This window comes from Stenotrophomonas maltophilia group sp. RY12688, from assembly GCF_052149045.1.
Classification (GTDB): domain Bacteria; phylum Pseudomonadota; class Gammaproteobacteria; order Xanthomonadales; family Xanthomonadaceae; genus Stenotrophomonas; species Stenotrophomonas sepilia.
The window spans coordinates 2,487,562-2,510,342 of record NZ_CP197389.1; the positions used below are offsets into that span (position 1 = coordinate 2,487,562).

Sequence of the window (22,781 nt, forward strand, 5' to 3'; positions counted from 1 at the left end):
TAGAACCACGCCCATGCCCTACGCCACCGCCCAGCCGCTGCATCCGCAAGGACCGCCGATGAACCTGGTCCTGTACGGCATCGACCGCGAACTGCTGCCCCGGCTGGCCGCCAAGCTGCCGCCGACCACCACCCTGCACTGGCAGGACAGCAGTGCGCCAACGTCGGCGCAGGACCTGCAACGCGGCCCGCAGAGCCTGGTGCTGCTTGACTTCCGGCCCGAGCACGCGGCTGCCTCGAGCGTACTGGCACAGCAGCTGCAGCAGACCCAACCGGACCTGGCGCTGGTCGCGGTCGGCGCCACCAGCGCCGGCCAGGTCGAAGGCGTGGTGATCGCGCTGCGCGCCGGCCTGCGCGATGTGCTGGACCTGGACAGTGACAACGCCGGCATCGAGGCGGCACTGCGGCGCGCACTGTCACCGCGCCCGGCCGCGGTGGCGCAGCATGCGCACAAGGCGCGCCTGATCGTGCTGCTGGGCGTGCGCGCAGGCGTCGGCACCAGTACCCTGGCCGCACATCTTTCGGTGCTGGCGCAACAGACGCGGGCCCTCGCCCAGGGCGATGCAGTGCAACAGGACGGCCTCCTGATGGAACTGGCACAGCCCACCGGTGACCTTGCGCTGTACCTCAATCTCGACAGCCGCTTCCACTACGAGGATGCGCTGCGCAACGCCAGCCGCATCGACGCCACCCTCGCACGCACCGCGATGGCGCGCCATGACTCCGGGCTGGTGCTGCTGGACCGTGCCGGCGGCAGTGATGCCGTGCCCCCGTCCGACCCTGGCGCGCTGCTGCAGCGCCTGCGCGGGGTGTTCGCCAGCGTGCTGTGTGATGCCGGCGGCTGCCCGCTGCGGCAGCTGCCGCCGCTGTTGCTGGACCAGGCAGACGAGATCTGGCTGGTCACCGATGCGTCGATCGCCACGCTGGTCTCGCTGGACCAGGCACTGAAGCATCTTGCAGGCCAGCGCGAGCGCGAAAAGCGCCTGCAACTGGTGATCAACCGCCACGACGACAGCAGCGGCATGAGCCCGGAACAGATCGCACGCCGCTTCGAACTGCCGTTGCTGGCGACATTGCCTGAACGACCGCGTGTGCGCCTTGCCGCCAGCCAGGGCCGCCTGCTGCTGCAGGATGCGCCGCGCGATCCCTACCTGCGTGCCCTCGCCCCGCTCGTGTCACGGCTGGACCCGGCTGCCTGCCCGGTCCAGCCGCATGGCCTGCGGGAAAGACTCTCCCTTGCCCTGGGTGGATCGCAATGGAAGACAAGGTAACCCCGTTCCCGCATGCCGTTGCCCGCCCGCTGCTGCACGAAAGCCCGGGCCACCTGCCGTTCGCACAGACCGAGCAGTACCAGAAGGTGCTGTCGGCCGCGCATGAGCACCTGCTCAACAGCATCGAGGACGAGCGCATCGACATCGATTCCTGGGCCCCGGATACCATCGCCCGCTGGGTGCAGGTACAGACCGTGGGCTTCATCCAGGAATGGCGCATCCCGATCAACGAAGAAGAGATGCAGGTGGTTGCCGAGGGCCTGGTCAAGGAGCTGACCGGTTTCGGCCCGCTGGACGACCTGCTCCACGACCCCTCCATCGAAGACATCCTGATCAACGGTTTCAAGGACGTGCACGTTTCGCAGGGTGGCCAGCTCCGGCGTGCCACCCAGCGCTTCACCGATGACACCCACCTGCTGCGCATCCTGCGCCGCATCCTCGCGCCGCTTGGCCGCCGGCTGGATGATTCCAATCCGATGGTCGATGCGCGCCTGCCCAACGGCGGCCGCCTCAACGCGATCATCTCGCCACTGGCGGTGGACGGGCCGATGGTGTCCATCCGCAAGTTCCGCAAGGACCCGTTCACCCCCGACGAGCTGCTTGCCAAGGGCACCTTCGACGCACCGATGCAGGCCCTGCTGAAGGCGATGGTGCTGGGCCGCTGCAACATCCTGGTCTCCGGCGGCACCAGTTCCGGCAAGACCTCGCTGCTGAATGCACTGGCCAGCTACGTGCCACCCAGCGAGCGCGTCATCACCGTGGAGGACACCGCCGAGCTTTCGCTGAACCATCCGCACGTGGTGCGCCTGGAAAGCCGCATCGGCGGCGCCGAGGGCCAGGGCGCGGTCAGCATCCGCGACCTGGTGCGCAACAGTCTGCGCATGCGCCCGGACCGCATCGTGGTCGGCGAAGTGCGCGGCGCTGAAGTGCTGGAAATGCTGCAGGCGATGAATACCGGCCATGACGGATCGATGGCCACCATCCACGCCAACACGCCACGCGACTGCCTGTACCGCATCGAGATGCTGGCAGGCTTTGCCGGCTTCCAGGGCAGCGAGGACAGCCTGCGCCGGCAGATTGCCAGCGCCATCGACTTCATCGTGCAGATCTCGCGGCTGGGCAGCGGGCGCCGGGTGCTGGTCTCGATCACCGAGATCACCGGGGTCAGCGACAACCTGATCACCACCCAGGAAATGTTCCGCCACGAGGTGCAGATCGACGCCACCGGCCGCGAGACCGACCGCTGGATCGGCCTGGGCTTCCATCCGCACTCGCACAAGCTGGAGCCGTTCCGCCAGCAACTGCGTGAATCGCTCTACGGGGACTTCTGAGCATGGGCACCGGCCTGCTGCTGGGCGTGTTGAGCATCATCTCGGTGCTGCTGGCGCTGGCCGTCTGGCTATGGGGCACCGCCGCCAGCCGTGAGCAGCGCCAGGCCTCGCTGCAGCATGCCGAGCAACAACTGGCGCGCGGCAGCGCGGCCGGCGCTGTACCGGCCGGGCCTGCCGTTGCGGCGGCCAACGATTCGACCCGCCCAGCCAGCACCGGAACCCGTGTACTGCCGTGGGACGGTGTCCTGCAGCGCGCCGGCCTTCCGCCGGGCTGGAAGCTGCCACTGATGCTGCTGGTGCCGGGACTGATGCTTGCGGTCGTGGCGGCGATGCGGCTGGGCACGGCCTGGATGTTTCCGCTGACCCTGCTGCTGTACCTGCTGGGCTGCTGGCTGTGGGTGATGCGCCGGATCACGAAGCTGCGCGCGCAGCTGCTGCACCAGATGCCGGACTTTCTCGACAACCTGGTCCGCCTCACCGCGCTGGGCAACAGCCTGCAGGCCGCGTTCCAGGTGTCTTCGATGCAGACCAGCGCACCACTGCGCGGCCTGCTCGACACCACGGTGCGCTATGCGCGCAGCGGCATGGACCTGGATCGTGCATTGAGCCTGGCCGCGCAGCCGTACCGGATGGACGTACTGAAGGTGCTGGCAGTGGTGATCGGCGTGAGCGTGCGCATCGGTGGCCGCGCCGACCAGATCCTGCAACGCATGGGCGATTTCATGCGCGACCTGGAACAGGCCCAGCAGGAACTGGCGGCCACCACCTCGGAAACACGGATGTCGGCCTGGGTACTGGGGCTGCTGCCGCCCGCCAGTGCGGTGCTGATGGCAATCTCCAGCCCGGCGTTTTTCCAGCCGGTGCTGCACGACCCGCTCGGTCACAGGATCCTGTTGATCGCGCTGGGCCTGGAACTGCTAGGGGCGTTCCTGCTGTACCGCCTGGCCAAATCACTATGACCGCCCACAGCCGCCCCGGAGGTGCCCGATGAGCGCCAGCGCCTGGTTCGCCCTTTCGCTGCTGGTGCTGGCGGCCGGCGTCGCCCTGCTCGGTATTGCCGGCTGGGTGCGCAGCCATCGCGAGCACCGCACCTCAGCCACACTGAAAACCGCCCTGCAGCCGCGTGAGGAAGGCCGCGACACCGAGGCCACGCGCCGCGACTCGCTGGGCTGGATCGAGCGTTTCGGGCGCTCGCTCAGTGGCGGCCGCCTGGAGGCTGCGCTGCTTGCCAACGAAGACAAGCTGCTGTTGGACCTGGCTGGCTGGAACACGCGCCGTGGCACCGCGATCTATCTCGGCCTGCGCCTGCTGCTTGCCCTGTTGGTGCTGGCGCTGGCGCTGGCGTTCAGCAGCGCGCACGGGCTTGCCAAGGTGATGGTGGTGATCGGTGCGCTGGCGGCCGGGCTGCTGCTGCCGAAGTTCGTGCTGTCGTCGTGGGTCAAGCGCCGCCGCCGTGCGGTCGAGAACGAGCTGCCCCTGCTGATCGACCTGCTGCGCCTGCTGCAGGGCGTGGGCTTCAGCATGGACCAGAGCCTGCAGACGCTGGGTGACAAGCTGCGCGATGCATTGCCGGTACTCGGCGGCGAACTGCAGGAAGCCAATGTGGCCTATACCCATGGCCGCACGCGCGCGCAGTCGTTGCGGCGTCTGAGCGAGGTCTACGCCGATGATGACCTGGCCAGCCTGATGCAGTTGATCCTGCAGGTGCATGCGCACGGCGGCGCAGTGCAGGAGCCGTTGCGCCAGTTCAGCATCCGCCTGCGCGAACAGCGCCGCAACGCGTTGAAGGAAAAGGTCGGCAAGCTCTCGGTGAAGATGACCGTGGTGATGATGCTGACCCTGTTGCCGGCACTGATGCTGGTGCTTGCCGGCCCGGCGCTGGTCGCGCTGGCCACCACCCTGTCCAAGATGGGATCTCCCTGATGCCTGCCCTGCGCACCTCCTGCCTGCTGCTTGCCGTCGCCCTCGCCGCCCTGGCCAGTGGCTGCGCCTCGACCACACCGAAATATGTGCGGGCGCCCAGCCTTGCGCCGCCGGAACCCGATCCGCAGGACAGCCGCAACGCCTATCTGGAGCTGATCGAACGCATGCAGCAGCAGGGCGCCTGGTATGCCTCGCTGGCCCACGTGGAGGCCTTCCGCCAGCGCTATGGTGATCGCCCTGCCCTGCGCCTGCTGCAGGCCGACGCACTGCGCGAGACCGGCCAGGCCGACGCGGCGGTCGCGCTGTATCGCGAGCTGTCCAGCGGGCCGCAGGCCGCGGCGGCCGCCCACGGCCTGGGCCTGATCGCTGCACGCCGCGACGACGACGCCGGAAGCGAACAGGCGCTGGCGCGCGCCACGCAGCTGCAGCCCTTGAACACCGACTATCTGGGCGACCTGGGCTATGCACGGCTGCGTGCCGGCCAGTTCGATCAAGCCCGCGAGCCGCTGGCCAAGGCCCTGGAACTTTCACCGGGCAACGCCAAGGCAACGGCCAACCTTGCACTCTGGGCGGTACTGCGCGGCGACCAGGCCACGGCGGAGCGGCTATCGGCACAGGCCAGCCTCAACGAGGAAACGCGCCGAAGCATCCAGCAGCAGGCCCAGCAGATCCGCACGCGCCTGCAGCAACGACAGGCCGCTGCCGCCGCCAACGCAGCCACACCTGCACACACGGCGAGCGTCGAGAGTGGCGCTCGTGCATCGGGCGGCGCACGGCTGGCGAGCGAACCCCGCCGCGACCCGCGCGACCAACGCGATCCGCAGCGCCTGCCACCCTCGATGCTGGAACGCTTCAGCGCCACCGACCACCCGACCGGAAGCACACCATGACCACGATGCGCCAGATCCGACGCCTGTTGCCCGTGCTGTGCTGCCTGCTTGTGGCCGGTGCCGTGCAGGCACAGCAACAGCCATTGACCGGACAGATGCTCGGTGGCCCCTCACTGTCGGCACCGGCTACAGCGCCGATGCAGGCCGAACCGCTCCCCACCGTGGAGTTGGCCGCACCGGCTGCATCCGCCGAGGTGACTGGAGCGCAAGCGTCGACCATCGCGACCGACGTCGCACCTCTTTCAGCACCGCCCGCCGCACCACGTGCACGCCTGCAGAGCGGCGAGGCGACCCGCAACCTGTTCCGCCTGCAGGCCTCCGGGCAGCAGGCCGGCCAACGGCTGCCGATCCTGGGTGACCAGGCCACGCTGAGCTATGCGCGTTACCTGAAGAGCTTTGAACACGAGATCCCGGACTTCTTTGAGACCGATGTCTCCCGGTCCAGGGACGCCTCCTCCTCCGGACGCTGAGGTCGGCCATGAAACGCCCACGACAGTTCAGTTTCAGCCGCGCACGCGGCGGCATGTCGGTCACGATGATGCTGGTCATGCTGGCGCTGGTGGCCATGCTGGGCCTGATCGAGATCGGCTATCTGTTCTGGGCCAAGCGTGACGCGCAGAAGGTGGCCGACCTTGCCGCACTGGCCGGCGCACAGCGGCTGGAGCTGTGCAGCCCGGACAACAGCGACAACAGCGCTGCCCGGCAGAATGCGGTGGTCCAGAACGGGTTCGCAGGCACCCTGCAGATCCGCTGCGGCAACTGGAGCGCCAGCCGTGGCACCGGCACCCGCTTCGTCACCAGCGTCGATGCCAGCAATCCCCGCAATGCGGTTCAGGTGATCGCCGAGCGCAGCGTGCTGCCCTTCTTCGGTCAGACTTCCAGCCTGCCCACCGTGAGCGTGCAGGCCGTGGCGCGCCGTGCCGAACCCACCGCGGTGTTTGCGGTCGGCTCGCAGCTGCTGCGGACCAATGGCGATTCAGTGCTGCTGTCCACCCTGCGCCTGGTTGGCCTGGACGTCACCAATGCCACGGTGCTGTCCTATGACGGCCTGGCGCAGGCCAACGTGACTCCGTCCGGCCTGCTGAAAGCGCTCAACATACCGGTAAGCGCCAACCTCAGCGTGGCCGACTTCAATCGCCTGCTGTCGGTCAACAAGATTTCGCTGGCACAGCTGGTCGATGCTACCGCCACCGTAGTCGGCCGTGACTCCGCAGTGGGGGTGCAGCTGCGCGCCCTGTCCGATCTGGTTGCCACCCAGCTGGACATCAACAAGCTCAACATCGTGCTTGGCAGCCAGTCCGGCGGCGGTGGCCTGTTTGCCGAAGTTGTCTCGCCCGACGGCACGGTCGGCAGCGCACTGGAGTCACAGATCAACGTGCTCAACCTGATCAACACCGCGATCTCCATCGCCAACGATGGTAACGGCGTGGCGGTCAAGGGACTGGACCTGCTGGGCATCAGGATCCAGGCCGGCGTGGTCGAGCCGCCATCGATCGCCATCGGCGGCGTCGGCAGCCGTGCCTACAACGCGCAGGTGCGGCTGATGGCGGACGTGGACAGCAACAACCTGTTCGCGCTGGGGCCGCTGCTGAACCTGCTTGGCACGCGCCTGCACCTGCCGTTGCACGTCGACGTGGCCAACGGTATGGGCACCTTGACCGGCATCCAGTGCGGCGGCAGTCCACCCAAGGCCACGATCCAGGTGGACTCGTCGGTGCTGCGCGCCTGCGTCGGCAATGTCGACCCCGCACAGCGCTTCTCCAAGGCCAATGTCTGCGATGCCACGCTGCAGGACGAACAGCTGCTGAAGCTGCTGGGCCAACCATTGATCAACGACAGGATTACCCTGCCCGCCCTGACCAGCACGCAGACCCTGACCCTGGCCGCCGGCGAGACCGGCTCGACCCGGTTCAATCCGCTCGCAATTGGTGACGCAGTGTCGAGCCTGGTCAACGAACTGCTACGGGTGCTGTCGGGCATGCTCAATTCGCCCAAGCAGGGCATGAACGCCAACGACACCGCCAAGGCGCTGGCCGATCGCTACCTGCAGGCGGCCTTTCCGACTGGCGGACGCTACAACGTCGACCAGGTCATCCCGCTGCTGCGCGATGGCGATCCGGCGCGCAATCTCGCCCCGCTGGGCAACTGGACGGTGAAGAATGGCGTCCCCAAGCCTTGCCTGCTGGGCCTGACCACCTGCTGGGAAGACGGTTCGGTGTGGACCGGTTACAGGACGACCGTCACCGGCCAGGGCCTGGGCCTGCTCGATGGCCTGCTTGGCTCGCTGGTCGGCGGCCTGCTGATCAACCGCTGCGACAGCCTGCTCGGCAACCTGATCGATTACAACGGCTGCGTGCGCAACAATCTGGCGTCCTACATCCAGACCGCACCGGCCGGCTTTCTCGATGGTGCCGGGGGAACGGGTGTCACCAACCCCGATGGCAGCGTCAGCTGCAGCGGACTGCTGTGCACCCTGCTGAAGCCGATCCTGGCCGCACTGCGGCCGGTGCTCAACAGTATTGGCACCCTGCTGACCAACCTGCTGGCCAGCGTGCTGGGCGTTGAACTGGGCCGGACCGACGTCAATGTGCAGTCGATCCAGTGCAGCGCCGCACAGCTGGTCTACTGACCGGTGACGGGCGCCCTTGGCGGCGCCCACACCCATGCTAGACTCCCGGCGGGGAACCACCTTCATCTCAACCCACACTCATCCGTGGATGGTCTAGACATGCGAGAAACTTCAGGGGGCGCGGTCTTTGCCCGGCACGCGCGCAGCGCGGCAGTGCTGGCCGTGGTCATGATGCTGGTGGCACCGGCAGCGATGGCTGCACGTGGCGACCGCGAGGCGGCAGCCGAACCGGCGCGCAGCGCGCCTGTGGTGCGCAATACCGTGGACGAACTCAAGCAGTTGATGGACTCGCGCCAGCTGACCGAGCTGCGCACCACTTACAACGGCAACTACGGCGCCAGCCTGCTGTTCAATGCCAACACCCTGACCTACTACGTCGCCCTGTTCCAGGAGAAGAACTTCTGGCGGGTGATCAAGACCGATGCGGTGGACAACGCCGAGCGCGTCTACCGCACCTTCGCGCAGCAGTCCGAACAGCTCGCCCAGGTCTACATCGACACCACCCGTCTTGAAGCCGGCAAGCGCTACACCGAGCGCCTGGTGGCCTACAACGAAGAACGCCTGCGCACCCTGCAGCAGGAAATGGAACAGCAGCAGGCGCAGTCGGCACAGGTCAGCGCGGCCCTGCAGCAGGCCCAGCAGCAGGCCGTGAGCCTCAGCACCGACGTGCAGAGCACCAACAGCCAGCTGGACGCCCTGCAGCGCCGCATCCAGATCCTGCAGGCCGAACAGGGCAACCCGGAGTTGAGCCTGCCCAAGCCGGACAGTGTGCCCGCACCGGCCGCCGCAAGCGACGGTCGCTGAGAGCTGCACTCACGGTACTCACGCGACGGCGCCCTATGGCGCCGTTGTCGTTTTCGACACTTCAGCGTCCCGCATCACTGGCAGGCGTCGTAGACCGCGTCATCCAGCTGCCGGCGCTGCACGAAATCCAGGCGCCGACGCTTGAGCAACGCCTTCTCACGATCACGCCGGGCACGCTCGCAGGCTGCCGCATCCGTGCTGATCGTGATCAGCGCACCGTGCGCCCGCGCCGCACGCCGTGGCCGCGGCGTTGGCTTCGGTGTCGAGGCCGCTGGCGCCACAGCGCCGCGGGACAATGACTGCTCCGCGGGCACGTCCCAGCGCCATGCGGCACGCCCCTGGCAGGGTGTCTGCTGGTAGACCGGGTGCGGTCCATCCACGCACTTGTAGACATGGGTCTGTGCCGGCGCTGCCATGGGCAGCAGCAGGCACAGCATCAGCGACCATCGCATGGCGGGCATCCGTGCGTTCCTGTGGCGGGCTGCGCTCATCCTCGGCATACGGCTCCCGTCCTGCCAGAGCGATACGCGTCACATCCGATGCAATCCAGCACAGCCGTGCAAGTCGGTCGCCTGCGCCTGCGCTGTACTGCCGAAGGCACCGGCATCCTGCCGAAGCCTTCCCTCCCTTCCGCCAAGGAACCTGCAATGAGCAACTTCGTCACCGTCGCCGATGGCGCCCGCATCTTCTACAAGGATTGGGGCACCGGCCAGCCGATCGTGTTCGCCCACGGTTGGCCGCTGTCTTCCGATGCCTGGGATCCGCAGATGCTGTTCATGGGCCAGAACGGCTTCCGCGTGGTCGCCCACGATCGCCGCAGCCACGGACGCTCCAGCCAGACCTGGAACGGCAACAACATGGACACCTATGCCGATGACCTGGCCGCGGTGATCGAAGCGCTGGACCTGAAGGACGCGATCCTGGTCGGCCATTCCACCGGCGGCGGTGAAGTGGCCCATTACATCGGCCGCCACGGCAGCGCGCGCGTGGCCAAGGTGGTGCTGGTCGGCGCCGTGCCGCCGCTGATGCTGAAGACCGCTGGCAACCCCGCCGGCACCCCGCTGGAGGTCTTCGACGGCATCCGCAAGGGTACCGGCGGCGACCGTTCGCAGTTCTTCAAGGACCTGACCACCCCGTTCTTCGGCGCCAACCGGGATGGCAACAACGTCACCCAGGGCATGCGCGATGCGTTCTGGCTGCAGGGCATGCTCGGTGGCGTCAAGGGCCAGTACGACTGCGTGCACGAATTCTCGGAAGTGGACTACACCGAGGACCTGAAGAAGATCGACGTGCCGGCGCTGGTCGTGCACGGCGATGACGACCAGATCGTGCCGTTCGATGCCTCGGCCAAGCTGTCCTCGCAGATCATCAAGGATGCCGAACTGAAGGTGTACGCCGGTGCGCCGCATGGCCTGACCATCACCCACGCCGACCAGTTCAACGCCGACCTGCTGGCGTTCGCACGCAAGTGAGGTATCGCGGCGGCGCTACCCAGCGCCGCCGCAAAAAAGGGGACGGAGGGGATTAAGTCGTTTGTGCACAAACGACTTAATCCCCTCCGTCCCCTTTTTGTGTCAGATATCGCTGTGATGGTGTGGTACCCCGGTCTTCGGCAGCGGATCATGGCCACCCACGAAGTGGCGTACCACCGGTGCGCGCTCACCGCGATGCAGTTCCCGCAGCACTTCCTGGATCGCCTTGTCGTCGGCGGTGATGCGCTCATGCTGGCGCAGGTGCTCCAGCCACGACGGGGTCACGAAATACTCCAGGTGGATGCCCGGGCTGGCCACGTCCTCGACCACGCCCCAGACCACGGCGCCATCGCGGCGGCGGATCGTGCCCAGCGCGCGCATCTGCGCCTGGAACGTGGCACGATCAGCATCATCGATGCGGTACTCGATGGTGACCAGCACCGGGCCTCGATCGTTCGACACCGGCACCGACAGCTCGGGTGCCGGCCAGTGCCCGGCCGGGCGCAGGTTCAGGTCTTCGGTGCCGGCGATGCGCACGCGCCACACCAGCAACCCACCGATCACCGCACCGGCCGCTGCCACCAGCAATGCCAGTTCGGGCGAGGTGCGCTGAGCGAGCGCGCCCCAGCTCAGGCCGCCGGCGGCCATGCCGGCAGAGAACACCATGATGTACAGCGCCAGCGCACGCGCACGTACCCATGCCGGAACCGCAGTCTGCGCAGCGATCTGCAGCGACGACAGCACGGTGATCCACGCAAGACCATTGACCAGCATCACCGCCGGAAGCACGTACCAGCTGCGGGTCAGCGCCAGCCCGACCAGGCTCAGGGCCAGCGACAACGTCGCCAGCAGCACCAGCAGGTCGCGATCCATCCGTGCGCGCAGCTTCGGCAGCAGCAACGCACCACCCACTGCGCCGATGCCGATGCAGCCCAGCAGCATGCCGTACTGCCCCGCCCCACCCTGCATCTGCCCACGCACTACCACCGGCAACAGCGCGTTCATTGCCGCGGCGAAGAAGAAGAAGCCGACCGACTTGATCAGCACCGCCTGCAGCCGTCCGGCACGGCTCGCGTAGCGCAGGCCCGCTTTCAATCCGGCACCGAAGCCTTCCGGCGGCAAGCTCGACTGCTTTGGGTCGCGCTTCCAGCCCCACACCACGAACAGCATCGCCGCGAAGGTGATGGCATTGAAGCCGAACGCCCAGACCGCACCCAGCTGGGCGACGATCACGCCGCCGATGGCCGGGCCGATCGAACGGGCGATATTGATGCCGATCGAGTTCAGCGCCACCGCCGAGGCCAGCATCGGCTGTGGCACCAGTTCGGAGACGATGGCGGCCTGCGCGGGCATTGCCATCGCCGCACCGCAGCCCATGCAGAAGGTCAGCAGCACCAGCAACTGCGGGGTCAGCAGGTCCATCGCGGTCAACGCAGCCATCGCTGCGGCCACCAGCAGCATCCAGCCCTGGGTCGCCAACAGGTACTTCCGACGATCGACAATGTCGGCCAGGGTGCCGGCAGCGAGCGCCAGCAGCACGATCGGCACCGTGGTGGCCGACTGCACCAGGGCCACCATCAGCGGCGAACCGGTGCGCTCGGCCATCACCCAGGCGGCGGCCACATCATTGACCCAGGTGCCGATGTTGCTGGCCAGGATTGCCAGCCAGATCGAACGGAACATCTGGATCTTCAGCGGGGACCAGGCACCTGCGTCCTGTACGGGGGGTTGCGACGCGGTTGCGTTCACCATTGCCATGCTCCAACGATCGAGGCGAACAGCGTGTCCTGGCCTCCAGCCTGCTTCAGTGCAGGACCGGCGTCGACCCAGGCCAGCTGCAGCTGCCATTGCCAGTGTTCGCTGGCCTGCCAGCGGGTTTCGGATTTGTACTGGGTGCCGATGCGGCGCGCGCCACCGGCGCTGCCCGGCAACGCCACCAGCGGCGCCGGCGTGGTGTAGACCGCATCGGCACGACGATGCTTCCAGGCCATCTGTACGCCCAGTTCCGTCGTCACCGCGTCGTGCAGGCGCAGGGTCAGGGTCGGCTGCAGGTCCATCAGATTGGCCGGGGCCAGCAGGCTGGCCTCGCTGAAGTAGGCCGATTTCGGGAACAGTGCATTGAAGGTGCCCAGTCGCCGGTCGTGCAGGTTGCCATCGCCACTGGCGATGTCGGCCTTCAGCCCCAGCCGCGGTTGCAGTGGCCGCTCCCTCCAGCGCCAGCCCGTGTCGGTCGCCAGCGTCCAGGCACGGACGTCGAGTGGGCCGGTGGCGGCACGCAGTTCACCGCCCTGCGCCACCAGCTCACTGTTCCAGTCCAGCAGACCTGACTGGCCGAACCAGCGCGCACCGAGTGTCTGCCGGCGCTCGGTTCCCGAGCCCGCCGCAAAGCGCGCACCGTCGCGACGATAGTCCAGCAGGTACAGATCCCACTGTCCCACGCCCTGCCCGCGTGCCGCGGTGGCATAGGCACCCCACAGGTGCGCACCGTGTTCGCTGCGATCATCAAAGGCACCCGGCCGGCTCTCGACCGGCCGCAGGGCCATCAGGTCAAGCGTGCCGAGCCGCCCCTTCCAGCCCAGGCGCGCACCATCGAAGGCCAGGCGGATGTTCGGCCCATCGCGTACCGACAACAGCCGCGAGCTGCCATAGCCGGCTTCCTGCCGGCCGAGCTGCACATGGAAGCCACCGCGCTGCCAGCGCCAGTACGCCTGCTGCACGTCCAAGGCACCACGGTCGGTGCGGCCCGGGCCGCCTGCCTTGCCATTCTCGGCATGCACGCCCAGCTGCAGTTTTGCCTGCCAGGTGTCCTCCACATAGGTGGCCGAAGCCAGTGCGCGCAGCAGGCCATAGCCATCTTCGCTGCCGCCGATACCAAACCGGGTCGGGTCGTAGTACAGGCCACGCAGGCGCAGCGATGCGTCCAGCTGCAGCTCGCCGTTGCCCGCGTCGCTGCAGCGGCCGCCCTCGCAGGCCAGCGCCAGCGAGGGCACGGACAGCAGCGCCAGGCTCAGAACGCGAAGCACGAGCATCCCATCGCGCCCCAGAACCCGGCCAGGTCATCGGTCGGCGCCGCGTGATGCGCGGCATGACCGTGAGCACCATGCGTACTGCAGGCCACACCGTGATGGTGGCGATGGGCAGCGGCCAATCCGGTGGCGGCACCACCAACGTGGTAACCACCGAACCGGTTGACCGGCGACCAGTCCGGCATCGCCGGCGGCAGCTGCGGCGCCAGCCCAGCATAATCGCCGTCGGCGTGCACGATGCGCCCGCCGACCACGGTCAGCATGCTGGTGATGTCGGCGATCTGCGCGTCGTCGACGCGGAAGAAATCGGCCGAGAGCAGGATGAAGTCGGCCAGCTGACCAACCTTCAATGTCCCCTTCACTGCTTCGTCGCCGGAGAACCAGGCGCTGCCCTGGGTCCACAGGCGCAGCGCCTGCTCGCGTTCGAGCAGGTTTTCCTCGCCATACAGGGCCAACCCGCCCACGGTGCGCCCGGTCACCAGCCAGGACAACGCCACCCACGGGTTGTAGCTGGCCACGCGGGTGGCGTCGGTGCCTGCGCCCACCGGCACGCCCTCGGCCAACATGCGCTTGACCGGCGGCGTGTGCCGTGCCGCCTGCACGCCGTAGCGCTCGACGAAGGCTTCGCCCTGGTAGGCCATGCGGTGCTGCACGGCGATACCCCCACCCAGCGCGCGGATGCGCTCGATATTGCGCGGAGTGATGGTCTCGGCGTGGTCGATGAACCAGTGCAGGCCATCGAATGGCACCTCGCGGTTGACCTGTTCGTATACATCCAGGATGCGGGTGATGCTCTCGTCGTAGGTGGCGTGGATGCGGAACGGCCAGCGCTTCTCGACCAGCAGCTTCACCACGTCGTGCAGTTCGGGCTCCAGCTCCGGCGGCAGTTCCGGGCGCGGCTCGTTGAACAGTTCGAAGTCGGCGGCGGAGAACACCAGCATCTCGCCCGCGCCGTTGTGGCGCAGCAGGTCATCGCCCTGGCGCGGCTGCAGGATCTCGCTCCAGCCACGGAAGTCATCCACTTCCCTGCCCTTGTTCTGGGTGAACAGGTTGTAGGCGATGCGCACCGTCAGCTGGTCATCGCGATGCAGCTGCTCGATGACCTGGTAGTCCTCGGGGTAGTTCTGGAAGCCACCGCCGGCGTCGATCACCGAGGTGATGCCAAGCCGGTTCAGTTCGCGCATGAAGTGGCGCGTCGAGTTGGCCTGGTACTCGATCGGCAGGCGCGGGCCCTTGGCCAGCGTCGCGTAGAGGATCAGCGCATTCGGCTTGGCCAGCAGCAGCCCGGTCGGGTTGCCCAGCGAATCGCGCACGATCTGGCCACCCGGCGGATCCGGTGTGTCCTTGCTGTAGCCGCAGGCGCGCAGCGCGGCGCGGTTGAGCAGTGCGCGGTCATACAGGTGCAGCAGGAACACCGGCGTATCCGGCGCGATGTCGTTGAGCTCCTGCAGCGTCGGCAGGCGCTTCTCGTTGAACTGCGCGGCGGTAAAGCCACCGACCACGCGGACCCACTGCGGCGCGGGAGTACGGTCTACCTGGGCCTTCAGCATGTCCAGGGCGTCGCCCAGCGAACGCAGGCCGTCCCAGCGCAGTTCCAGGTTGTAGTTCAGGCCACCACGGATGAGGTGGGTATGGCTGTCGTTGAGGCCGGGCAGCAGGCGCCGGCCCTGCGCGTCGATCAGCGTCGCTTCATTGCCCCAGCCGCGCATGATCTCCTCGTCGCTGCCGACGGCCACGATGCGGCCTTCCTGTACAGCCAGCGCCTGCGCATGCGGCTGCTGCGGGTCGAGGGTGGTGATGCGGGCATTGCGGATGACCAGCGTGCTCATGCGACGCTCCTTGGAAGTGGAATCGAGTGCGGCACCGGCGCGACCTGCCAGGCCGAGCGCAACAGCGGCGCCGCTGGCCAGCACCACGTTGCGGCGGCCGTGATCGAGGGGATCGTGACTCATGCGAATTCTCCCGGAAAGCGTTGGCCGTCCAGCGCCCAGGCGCCGGGGCCGGCCAGCGCGAGGGCCAGCAGCACCGTGGTCCACATCAACGGGTACTCACTGCCGCCGCGCATCCAGAACCAGCCCTTGGGCAGGGCCAACAGCACGGTGAAGCCGATGAAGGCAGCCGCCGCAAGCGCGGCGATGCGGGTCTGCCACCCCAGCAGCACGGCCAGCCCGGACAACACCTGCAGCAAGGCCAACAGCAATGGCAACGGTGCCACTGCCGGCAGCCCGAAACCGCGCAGCTCGGTGGCGAAGCCGGAAAGCCCCGGCCCCCCGAACCAGCCGAACAGCTTGCCCAGCGCGTGCGGCAGCAGGAAGCCTCCTGCCGCCACGCGCAGCATCAGCAGGGCCAGGTCGAGGCCATGGCCGGCAACCATGCTCAGTGCCCGCCTTCCTGCGCACCGAACATCCGCTTGGCGTACTGGATGCCGATGCCGTAGCCGCCAGCGTGATCGCGCGCAATGCCGGTGGTCAGGTCGTAGGTTTCACCCCGTGCCCAGTCGCGCTGCAGTTCGAGCAGGTACTGCACGCTGGTCATCGGCACCGCGCCGGCCTGCACCATGCGGGTGATCGCACGCTCGTGCGCTTCCTCGCTGACGTCGCCACAGGCATCGGTGATCACATACACCTCAAAGCCCTGCGCCAGCGCCGACAGTGCCGGGCCGACGATGCAGACGCTGGTCCACAGGCCGGCGATGACCAGACGGCGCTTGCCGATGCGGTTGATCTCATCGATCACAGGCTGGTCTTCCCAGGTGTTCATCGAGGTGCGATCGAACACCGTCTGGCCCGGAAAGATCTGCGGCAGTTCCGGGAACATCGGCCCGGAGAACGATGCCTCGGCGACCGTGGTCAGCACGACCGGTACATTGAAGCCCTTGGCGCCCTTGCCGATCAGCGACACGTTGTTGCGCAGCGCGGAAATGTCGATGGTGTGGGTGGCGAACGCCATCTGCGACTGGAAGTCGATCAGCACCAGGGCGTGGTCGGTCGGCGACAGCAGCGCCGGGGCGGGAGTGGCGGTGGCAAGGCTCATGGGTGGACTCCGTTGGAAACACGATCAAGGGGATGCAACAGGGCGGCATCGCCGGCAACGTACTGGCCGGGGCTGCAGCCGGTCTCCGCGCGGAAGCTGCGGACGAAATGGCTCTGGTCGAAGAAGCCCAGCTGCTGGGCCAGGCAGGCCATCGGCAGCTGCGCGCCCGGCAGCAGCTGGCGCGCGCGCTCGATGCGACGGCGGCGGACATAGCGCAGCGGGCTGGCGCCGGTACCGGCGCGGAACAGGCGTACCAGATGGAAGCGGCTGACGCAGGCGGCCGCCGCCAGCTCGGTCACCCGCAGCGGCTGCGACAGATGCTCATCGACATAGCGCAGGGCGCGCTGCAACGCGGCGGCCTGTTGCGGTGCCAGTGAAGCGGCGGGCGGATCAGGCGGGAAGAGGGTGGCCATGCGGGACGCCGCGAAGGGGTGCCCCATGGTGCGTGACCCCTGCGTGATGCCCCACCCCCGTCGGTCGAGGCCAGCACCTACCCGAATGGGGGAGGCCGACGGCCGAGCAGGCGGCGCCCGAACAACCGCGCATCCAATGAATAGGCGCCAGGGCCCAGCATCAACAGCGCCAATGGCAGCACCGCCTGCGGCCACGGCGCCTGCTGCGCGAACATGCCCACGGCCGCCATCAGCGCCGCCAACGGCGTCAACGCGCCCAGCACGAGCATCAGCACTGCCAGCAGGCACAACGCCGACCACCCGCCCGCCTGCATGCCGGGCGTGAACAGCGCAGCGGACAGGCACAACCGCAACCACAGCAGGCCGATGCCCGGACCGCGGTCGGGGAACATCACGAACAGGCGCTGCATGGCGGGGCTCCGGAGGGCATGCCGGCGTGATAGCCGACGCCGGCGCACGCCGCCTACCCCGTTCGGGTCACCCCGGACTGCCCCACACCTGCCAGAATGCGCGCCATGCGTGGCCGCCCCTTCCCGTCCGTGCGTCGCCTGCCGACGCTGCTGACGTGCCTGCTGCTGTTGACCTCCCTGCCCGCCTTTGCCGTGCAGCGCCCGCCGGTGAGCGGCGGGCTGCCCGATTACGAACACACCGCCTGGCGCGTCGGCCAGGGCGCGCCGGGCGATATCTGGGACATTGCCCAGGACCGTGAGGGCCTGTTGTGGCTGGCTACCGGCTCGGGCCTGTACCGCTTCGATGGCCGTCGCTTCGAACGGCAGGCAGCGCCCGCCGGCAGCCAGTTCCCGTCCACCAACATGGTCACGCTGGCGCATGCCGCCGGCGGTGCGCTGTGGATCGGCTACTTCCAGGCCGGCATCAGCCAGTTCACGCATGGGCAGCTGCGCAGCTACGGCCGCGAGCAGGGGGTGCCGGTCGGCGTGGTCCCACGCTTCAGCCAGGATCGCCAGGGCCAGCTCTGGGCGGCGATCAATGGCGGGCTGCGCCGCTTTGACGGACATCGCTGGCAGCCACTGCCGGCCGCTGCCGGCCTGCCAGAGCGCCGTGTGCAGTGGGTGCTGCACGACAGCCGGGGCAGGTTCTGGGTGCTGGCCGACCTGAAGATCTGGATGCGTGCGGCGGGCCAGACCGCGTTCGAGGACACCGGCATCGCGGTCTCGCAGATGGCGACGCTGGCCGAAAGCCCGCAGGGTGAAGTGTGGCTGGCCGACCGGGTGAGAGGCACCTCGCCGCTGGCCAACGCGCAGGGTCTGCTGGCAGACAGCGAACGTGAGGCGCGGCGGTTGCCGGAACTGGTTGCTGCGCGCCTGCAGTTCACTGCCGATGGCGCGCTGTGGGCCACGATGAGCCCGCACGGCGGCGTCGCCCGCATCACCTTCGACGGCACCCGGGCCGTGCGCATGGAACGCTTCGATTCGCCGCAAGGACTGACCGCCACATCGGCAGTGCCGATCATCGTCGATCGCGAAGGCAATCTCTGGATTGGCACCAATCTCGGCCTCAACCGCTTCCGCGCACGCAGCGTCCACACCCTGGCGGTGGGCCCAAGCGATCCGTACCGCTCGCTGGTGCGGGCCAGTGATGGCCGCGTGTATGGCTATGGCGAAGACCTCAAGCCCTACGACCTGCGGCGCCCCCTGCTGGATGGCAGCGCCACGCAGCTGCAGGCCGCCGCTCGGCAGGCACCCACGCCGATCTGGCAGTTCGACTGGGTCAACCTCGCGCGCACGGTCGCCGGCCACACCACATTGATCCCGCTGCCGGCGCCGTTCACCGGGCAGCCGCTGCATGCCCTGTTGTTCCCCGATGACGGACAGGCCTGGGTCTGCGCCGGAGAACGCGGGGTGCTGCACTACCAGCATGACCAGTGGCAACGTGAAATCCGCCTGCCAGAGCAGGCCTGCTCATCGCTGGCGCTGGATGCCGATGGCCAGCTGCTGCTCGGCTATGCCGATGGCCGCCTGCGCCGCCTGGGTACGAATGGCACCGAGACCTTCGACGCCGGGAACGGCCTGTCGGTAGGGCCGATCACCGCGATGCTGCACCACCGGGACCTTCTGCTGGTCGCCGGCGAAGCGGGGCTGGCGGCACGGCTGGACAACGGCCCGTTCGTTCCGGTGCGCACCGACATGGCCGGTGTCCTGGAGGGCATCACCGGCATGGTCGCCGATGCCAATGGGCACCTGTGGCTAAACGGCAGCCGTGGCCTGGTACGGATGGAAAGCGGGTTGCTGCGCCGTGCCCTGCGCACCGGTCTGCCAGTGACGCCACGCCTGTTCGATGCCATCGACGGCATGCCCGGCATCGCCCTGCAGAGCGGACCGATCGCTACCGCCGCCCTGGCCGACGACGGCCTGCTGTGGCTGGCCACCAACCAGGGCCTGGCCTGGCTGGACACCACCCGCTCGCACGTCAATACGATGGCTCCCAGCGTGCGCATCGGCGAGGTGCTGTATGGCAGCGAGCACGCGCCGCTACGCGATGGCCTGCGCCTCCCGGCCGGCACCAGCCAGCTGCAGATTGAGTACGTGGCGCTGTCGTTGGCACGTCCGGAGCGCAACCGCTACCGCTACCGCCTGTCGGGCGTGGATGACGGCTGGCAGGACGCTGGCAGCAGCACACGTGCGTACTACACCAACCTCGCGCCCGGCAGCTACCGGTTCGAGGTGGAAGCCGCCAACGAGGACGGCATCTGGAGCACCGCACCGGCCAGCCGCAGCTTCCGCATCGCTCCCACCTTCATGCAGACAGTGTGGTTCAAGCTGCTGTGCACCGCCGCCGTGCTTGCACTGCTGGTGCTGGCGGTACGCATCCGCAGCGGGCAGCTGGCCGCACTGTTCCGCGCCCGACTGCAGGAACGCAACGGCGAGCGCGAACGCATCGCGCGCGACCTGCACGACACCCTGCTGCAGGGTAGCCAGGGCCTGATCCTGCGCCTGCACGCGATCAGCCAGTCAGCGCGGACACCGGAGCCTGTGCGCAGTCAGCTTGAGTCAGCGATGCAGCTGGCCGAGCGCAACCTGGCCGAGGGTCGCGAGCGGGTCAATGCGCTGCGCGAGGCGCCGTTCGCGGGCCGCGACCTCGCTTCGGCGCTGGCCGACGTGCACGCCGAATACGCCGGGCATGGCATCAATCCCCTGCGCCTGACCGTGGAAGGCGCGACGCCACCGCTGCAGGCCGACGCGGCCGAAGAGGTGTTCCTGATCGGGCGCGAGGCCATCCGCAATGCGTTGCGCCATGCCAATGCCAGTGCCATTGAAGTGGAACTGTCCTATGGCACGCGTTGTTTCCTGCTGCACGTGCGCGACGACGGCGCCGGCATTGCCGACGAGAACGCCGGCCATGGCCATTGGGGCCTGCAGGGCATGCGTGAGCGCGCCCAGCGCCTCGGCGCGGAACTGCAGCTGTGGACCCGCCCCGGGCTGGGCACCGAGATCGCGCTGGCGGTTCCCGCCCGTCGCCTGTATCACCGCCGCCCATCGCGTTGGCGCTGGCCCTGGAGTAGAACGAGCCATGACTGAATCGCCTACCCCGATCGGCGTACTGGTGGTCGATGATCACCCGTTGCTGCGTGACGGCCTGGCTGCGCTGCTGGGCGCCCATTCCGACCTGCGCCTGCTCGGCGAGGCCGCCGATGGCGAGGAAGCCATCGCGCGCTATCAGCAGCTGCAGCCAGACGTGGTACTGATGGACCTGCAGATGCCACGCCTGGATGGTGTGGAAGCCATCGTGCGGATCCGCACGATGGATCCGCGCGCGCGCATCATCGTGCTGACCACCTACCGTGGTGACGTACGTGCGGTGCGGGCGCTGCAGGCCGGCGCCAGCGCGTACCTGCTGAAGGACATGCTGCGCCATGAACTGGTCGACACCATCCGCATGGTCGCCGGCGGCCGGCGCGCACCGATTCCCCCGGCCGTGGCGGCCAGCATCGCCGCGCATGTAGTGGAAGATCGCTTGTCGCCGCGCGAGACCGAGGTACTGCGGCACGTGGCCGGAGGGCTGTCGAACAAGCGCATCGGCGAGCGCATGCAGATTTCCGAGCAGACGGTGAAGGCGCACATGAAAAGCCTGATGGACAAGCTCGGCGTGGGTGATCGCACGCATGCGGTAACCCAGGCGCTGCGGCGCGGCATCATCAGCCTGGACGACAGCGGTCACGATTAGGGGGTTGTCCGGCAGGGCTTGCAGCCCTGCACCCGCGGTAGTGCCGGCCGCTGGCCGGCAACTTCAACAGCAAAATCAAAAGCGCGCTCTCCGTGGGATGGCGCGGCGGTGTCGGAGTGCGGGGACGCTGCAAGTACGTCCCTGTAAGCTTGGCAGCCGCATCCATGCGGCTGACACCCCGCACTCCGACACCGCCCCACCTCTGACAGATTCCTGCGGCTGTCGGTAGGCGTCGACCTTGGTCGACACTTCTCTCAGATATCGAAATCAATCTGGGGTCAGATCCGTTTTCCTCCGGAAAACGGATCTGACCCCAAGAGCCATTCCAACAGAAGGCGGGGTGGGTCCGGTTGCGGGGGCGTGAGCGCCATGGATGGCGCGACCGAGCCTCCATGGGTGAGGGCGCTTCGCTTGCGAAGCATTGCTTCGCAAGCGCCCGAACGCCCAGCCGCCAGCGGCTGGGCCGGACTGGGGATTCACGGCGTCCCCCGCAACCGGACCCACCCCGCCTCCCTACAGGAACCCCGCTGTTGCTGTTGCTGTTGCTGTTGCTGTTGCCTCCAGCAGGTGCAGGGCTGCAAGCCCTGCCGAACAACCCCCTACTTCAAACGCAGTGCCAGGCTGCCCCCCGCACACACCACCGCCAGCCAGGCCACGCCGTGCCACCCCCACTGCGCCAGCGCCAGGCTCCCCAGCGCACCACCGGCGGCCATGCCGATGAACATGCCGGTGAACAACAGCGCATTGAGCCGGCTGCGTGCCGGCGGCACCAGCCCGTAGACCAGGGTCTGGTGCGCCACCAGCGCCGACTGGAAGCCGAAGTCGAACAGCAGCGCACTCACCACCAGCAACGGCAACAGCGCGGCGGCCGGCAACCAGGCTTCGGCCAGCAGCAGGCCGAAGCCCAGCAGCGCCACCGCAATCGCCAGCCGTGCCACCGCATGGCACCCCAGTCGATCAGCGAAACGGCCGGCAAACGGCGCGGCCAATGCACCGGCCGCACCGGCGATACCGAACGCACCCGCCGCCGCACTGCCGAGGCCCAGACGTGCATGCAGCATCAGCGCCAGGGTCGACCAGAACGCGCTGAATCCCACGGCCAGCAGCGACTGGCTGGCCACCGCACGGCGCAGCTGCGGCTGCTCGCGCCACAACGCCAGCAACGAACCCAGCAACGCCGGATAGCGCAGCGTGCTGGTCGGCGCGAAACGCGGCAGTGCACGCGCCATCACCGCGCCCATCGCCGCCACGGATACCGCCGCCAGCACGAACTGCGTGCGCCAGCCCCACGCTTCAGCCACCACGCCACTGACCACCCGCGACAACAGGATGCCGAGCAGCAGGCCGGTCATCACCCGGCCGACGATCTGGCCGCGCTGCGCATCCGGTGCCAGCACCGCAGCGGCGGGAACGATGTCCTGCGCCAGCGTTGCCATCAGCCCGACCAGCAGGCTGGCCATCAGCAGGCCCGGCAGGTGCCCGGCCATCGCGGCGGCGCCCAGTGCCAGCGCCAGCAGCGCGGACTTCAACAGGATCAGATGGCGGCGGTCGAAGCGATCGCCCAGCGGTGCCAGCAGCAGGATGCCCAGTGCGTAGCCGAGCTGGGTCAAGGTTGGCACCAGGCCGGCGGCGCGCTCACCGGCGCCAAGGTCCTGGGCGATCAGGCCCAGCATGGGCTGGCTGTAATACAGCGACGCGACCGAGAAGCCGGCACCGGCCGCCATTGCCAGCACCAATGGGGCGGAAGGCACGGTCGCCGGTGCGGCCGCAACAGACAGCGAGGGGGTAGACATGGGGGAGCCCCGTAG

20 protein-coding genes are annotated in these 22,781 nt (G+C 68.2%); 11 read left to right on the plus strand and 9 right to left on the minus strand.

Annotated elements, in window-relative coordinates; all coding sequences use genetic code 11:
• Positions 1–13 precede the first annotated feature (13 nt).
• From ACS0OT_RS11710 to ACS0OT_RS11745, 8 genes are all read left to right on the plus strand, one after another.
• Positions 14–1,270 carry an AAA family ATPase gene (locus ACS0OT_RS11710; protein WP_065185731.1) on the plus strand — a complete coding sequence of 419 codons (1,257 nt, stop codon included), beginning with the start codon at positions 14–16 and terminating at the stop codon, positions 1,268–1,270.
• A complete protein-coding gene (locus ACS0OT_RS11715) occupies positions 1,255–2,601 on the plus strand; it encodes a CpaF family protein (protein WP_053500164.1) in 1,347 nt (448 codons plus the stop codon). The genes ACS0OT_RS11710 and ACS0OT_RS11715 overlap by 16 nt, the downstream gene beginning before the upstream one ends.
• 2 nt (positions 2,602–2,603) lie before the next feature.
• Positions 2,604–3,560, plus strand: coding sequence for a type II secretion system F family protein (locus ACS0OT_RS11720; RefSeq protein ID WP_005416988.1), 957 nt, complete (start codon positions 2,604–2,606; stop codon positions 3,558–3,560).
• Between the two features lie 28 nt (positions 3,561–3,588).
• Entirely contained in the window at positions 3,589–4,524 is a 936-nt protein-coding gene (locus tag ACS0OT_RS11725) for a type II secretion system F family protein (RefSeq protein ID WP_005416989.1), read from the plus strand.
• Complete coding sequence (locus ACS0OT_RS11730) at positions 4,524–5,414, plus strand: Flp pilus assembly protein TadD (RefSeq protein WP_164229996.1); 891 nt, start codon at positions 4,524–4,526, stop codon at positions 5,412–5,414. Before ACS0OT_RS11725 ends, ACS0OT_RS11730 begins: the two co-directional genes overlap by 1 nt.
• Positions 5,411–5,884, plus strand: coding sequence for a DUF3613 domain-containing protein (locus tag ACS0OT_RS11735; protein ID WP_065178480.1), 474 nt, complete (start codon positions 5,411–5,413; stop codon positions 5,882–5,884). Before ACS0OT_RS11730 ends, ACS0OT_RS11735 begins: the two co-directional genes overlap by 4 nt.
• Before the next feature lie 8 nt (positions 5,885–5,892).
• Positions 5,893–8,043 (plus strand): TadG family pilus assembly protein, encoded by a 2,151-nt coding sequence (locus ACS0OT_RS11740; protein WP_005416993.1) that lies wholly within the window; start codon positions 5,893–5,895, stop codon positions 8,041–8,043.
• A gap of 99 nt (positions 8,044–8,142) precedes the next feature.
• The gene (locus ACS0OT_RS11745) at positions 8,143–8,847 is read left to right on the plus strand and encodes a DUF2968 domain-containing protein (protein ID WP_032954256.1); all 705 of its coding nucleotides are present in this window, start codon (positions 8,143–8,145) and stop codon (positions 8,845–8,847) included.
• A 74-nt stretch (positions 8,848–8,921) separates the two neighbouring features.
• Here ACS0OT_RS11745 and ACS0OT_RS11750 read toward each other — a convergent pair whose 3' ends face one another.
• Complete coding sequence (locus ACS0OT_RS11750; RefSeq protein WP_005416995.1) at positions 8,922–9,308, minus strand: hypothetical protein; 387 nt, start codon at positions 9,306–9,308, stop codon at positions 8,922–8,924.
• A 186-nt stretch (positions 9,309–9,494) separates the two neighbouring features.
• On the opposite strand from ACS0OT_RS11750, the gene ACS0OT_RS11755 reads away from it, so the two are divergent.
• The gene (locus tag ACS0OT_RS11755; protein ID WP_065196126.1) at positions 9,495–10,319 is read left to right on the plus strand and encodes an alpha/beta fold hydrolase; all 825 of its coding nucleotides are present in this window, start codon (positions 9,495–9,497) and stop codon (positions 10,317–10,319) included.
• A gap of 102 nt (positions 10,320–10,421) precedes the next feature.
• Here ACS0OT_RS11755 and ACS0OT_RS11760 read toward each other — a convergent pair whose 3' ends face one another.
• From ACS0OT_RS11760 to ACS0OT_RS11790, 7 genes are all read right to left on the minus strand, one after another.
• Complete coding sequence (locus ACS0OT_RS11760; RefSeq protein ID WP_005416997.1) at positions 10,422–12,071, minus strand: MFS transporter; 1,650 nt, start codon at positions 12,069–12,071, stop codon at positions 10,422–10,424.
• The gene (locus tag ACS0OT_RS11765; protein ID WP_442255826.1) at positions 12,065–13,348 is read right to left on the minus strand and encodes an alginate export family protein; all 1,284 of its coding nucleotides are present in this window, start codon (positions 13,346–13,348) and stop codon (positions 12,065–12,067) included. Before ACS0OT_RS11765 ends, ACS0OT_RS11760 begins: the two co-directional genes overlap by 7 nt.
• Positions 13,327–15,174 carry an amidohydrolase gene (locus ACS0OT_RS11770; protein ID WP_171955791.1) on the minus strand — a complete coding sequence of 616 codons (1,848 nt, stop codon included), beginning with the start codon at positions 15,172–15,174 and terminating at the stop codon, positions 13,327–13,329. Before ACS0OT_RS11770 ends, ACS0OT_RS11765 begins: the two co-directional genes overlap by 22 nt.
• A 119-nt stretch (positions 15,175–15,293) precedes the next feature.
• Positions 15,294–15,719, minus strand: coding sequence for a DoxX family protein (locus tag ACS0OT_RS11775; protein WP_005417004.1), 426 nt, complete (start codon positions 15,717–15,719; stop codon positions 15,294–15,296).
• Between the two features lie 2 nt (positions 15,720–15,721).
• Complete coding sequence (locus ACS0OT_RS11780; RefSeq protein WP_005417006.1) at positions 15,722–16,378, minus strand: hydrolase; 657 nt, start codon at positions 16,376–16,378, stop codon at positions 15,722–15,724.
• Positions 16,375–16,818 (minus strand): helix-turn-helix transcriptional regulator, encoded by a 444-nt coding sequence (locus ACS0OT_RS11785; RefSeq protein WP_050562701.1) that lies wholly within the window; start codon positions 16,816–16,818, stop codon positions 16,375–16,377. Before ACS0OT_RS11785 ends, ACS0OT_RS11780 begins: the two co-directional genes overlap by 4 nt.
• Positions 16,819–16,868: 50 nt before the next feature.
• Positions 16,869–17,201 carry a hypothetical protein gene (locus tag ACS0OT_RS11790; protein ID WP_005417009.1) on the minus strand — a complete coding sequence of 111 codons (333 nt, stop codon included), beginning with the start codon at positions 17,199–17,201 and terminating at the stop codon, positions 16,869–16,871.
• A 96-nt stretch (positions 17,202–17,297) separates the two neighbouring features.
• Here ACS0OT_RS11790 and ACS0OT_RS11795 point away from each other — a divergent pair, with 96 nt between their 5' ends.
• Together ACS0OT_RS11795 and ACS0OT_RS11800 are read left to right on the plus strand one after the other, a co-directional pair.
• A complete protein-coding gene (locus ACS0OT_RS11795; RefSeq protein ID WP_329889724.1) occupies positions 17,298–20,327 on the plus strand; it encodes a sensor histidine kinase in 3,030 nt (1,009 codons plus the stop codon).
• Positions 20,320–20,973 (plus strand): response regulator, encoded by a 654-nt coding sequence (locus tag ACS0OT_RS11800; protein WP_065196123.1) that lies wholly within the window; start codon positions 20,320–20,322, stop codon positions 20,971–20,973. Before ACS0OT_RS11795 ends, ACS0OT_RS11800 begins: the two co-directional genes overlap by 8 nt.
• A gap of 599 nt (positions 20,974–21,572) precedes the next feature.
• Here ACS0OT_RS11800 and ACS0OT_RS11805 read toward each other — a convergent pair.
• Positions 21,573–22,766, minus strand: a complete 1,194-nt coding sequence (locus tag ACS0OT_RS11805) for an MFS transporter (protein ID WP_032954258.1) — start codon at positions 22,764–22,766, stop codon at positions 21,573–21,575.
• Between the last annotated feature and the right edge of the window lie 15 nt (positions 22,767–22,781).

Excerpts from the sequence above, each read along its gene's own strand:
- ACS0OT_RS11765 (WP_442255826.1), bottom strand. The coding sequence starts at position 13,348 with ATGCTCGTGCTTCGCGTTCTGAGCCTGGCGCTGCTGTCCGTGCCCTCG.
- ACS0OT_RS11715 (WP_053500164.1), top strand. The coding sequence starts at position 1,255 with ATGGAAGACAAGGTAACCCCGTTCCCGCATGCCGTTGCCCGCCCGCTG.
- ACS0OT_RS11800 (WP_065196123.1), top strand. The coding sequence starts at position 20,320 with ATGACTGAATCGCCTACCCCGATCGGCGTACTGGTGGTCGATGATCAC.
- ACS0OT_RS11795 (WP_329889724.1), top strand. The coding sequence starts at position 17,298 with ATGCGCGCCATGCGTGGCCGCCCCTTCCCGTCCGTGCGTCGCCTGCCG.
- ACS0OT_RS11720 (WP_005416988.1), top strand. The coding sequence starts at position 2,604 with ATGGGCACCGGCCTGCTGCTGGGCGTGTTGAGCATCATCTCGGTGCTG.
- ACS0OT_RS11745 (WP_032954256.1), top strand. The coding sequence starts at position 8,143 with ATGCGAGAAACTTCAGGGGGCGCGGTCTTTGCCCGGCACGCGCGCAGC.
- ACS0OT_RS11730 (WP_164229996.1), top strand. The coding sequence starts at position 4,524 with ATGCCTGCCCTGCGCACCTCCTGCCTGCTGCTTGCCGTCGCCCTCGCC.
- ACS0OT_RS11760 (WP_005416997.1), bottom strand. The coding sequence starts at position 12,071 with ATGGTGAACGCAACCGCGTCGCAACCCCCCGTACAGGACGCAGGTGCC.
- ACS0OT_RS11740 (WP_005416993.1), top strand. The coding sequence starts at position 5,893 with ATGAAACGCCCACGACAGTTCAGTTTCAGCCGCGCACGCGGCGGCATG.
- ACS0OT_RS11775 (WP_005417004.1), bottom strand. The coding sequence starts at position 15,719 with ATGGTTGCCGGCCATGGCCTCGACCTGGCCCTGCTGATGCTGCGCGTG.
- ACS0OT_RS11770 (WP_171955791.1), bottom strand. The coding sequence starts at position 15,174 with ATGAGCACGCTGGTCATCCGCAATGCCCGCATCACCACCCTCGACCCG.
- ACS0OT_RS11805 (WP_032954258.1), bottom strand. The coding sequence starts at position 22,766 with ATGTCTACCCCCTCGCTGTCTGTTGCGGCCGCACCGGCGACCGTGCCT.
- ACS0OT_RS11710 (WP_065185731.1), top strand. The coding sequence starts at position 14 with ATGCCCTACGCCACCGCCCAGCCGCTGCATCCGCAAGGACCGCCGATG.
- ACS0OT_RS11755 (WP_065196126.1), top strand. The coding sequence starts at position 9,495 with ATGAGCAACTTCGTCACCGTCGCCGATGGCGCCCGCATCTTCTACAAG.
- ACS0OT_RS11735 (WP_065178480.1), top strand. The coding sequence starts at position 5,411 with ATGACCACGATGCGCCAGATCCGACGCCTGTTGCCCGTGCTGTGCTGC.
- ACS0OT_RS11785 (WP_050562701.1), bottom strand. The coding sequence starts at position 16,818 with ATGGGGCACCCCTTCGCGGCGTCCCGCATGGCCACCCTCTTCCCGCCT.
- ACS0OT_RS11790 (WP_005417009.1), bottom strand. The coding sequence starts at position 17,201 with ATGCAGCGCCTGTTCGTGATGTTCCCCGACCGCGGTCCGGGCATCGGC.
- ACS0OT_RS11780 (WP_005417006.1), bottom strand. The coding sequence starts at position 16,378 with ATGAGCCTTGCCACCGCCACTCCCGCCCCGGCGCTGCTGTCGCCGACC.
- ACS0OT_RS11750 (WP_005416995.1), bottom strand. The coding sequence starts at position 9,308 with ATGCCCGCCATGCGATGGTCGCTGATGCTGTGCCTGCTGCTGCCCATG.
- ACS0OT_RS11725 (WP_005416989.1), top strand. The coding sequence starts at position 3,589 with ATGAGCGCCAGCGCCTGGTTCGCCCTTTCGCTGCTGGTGCTGGCGGCC.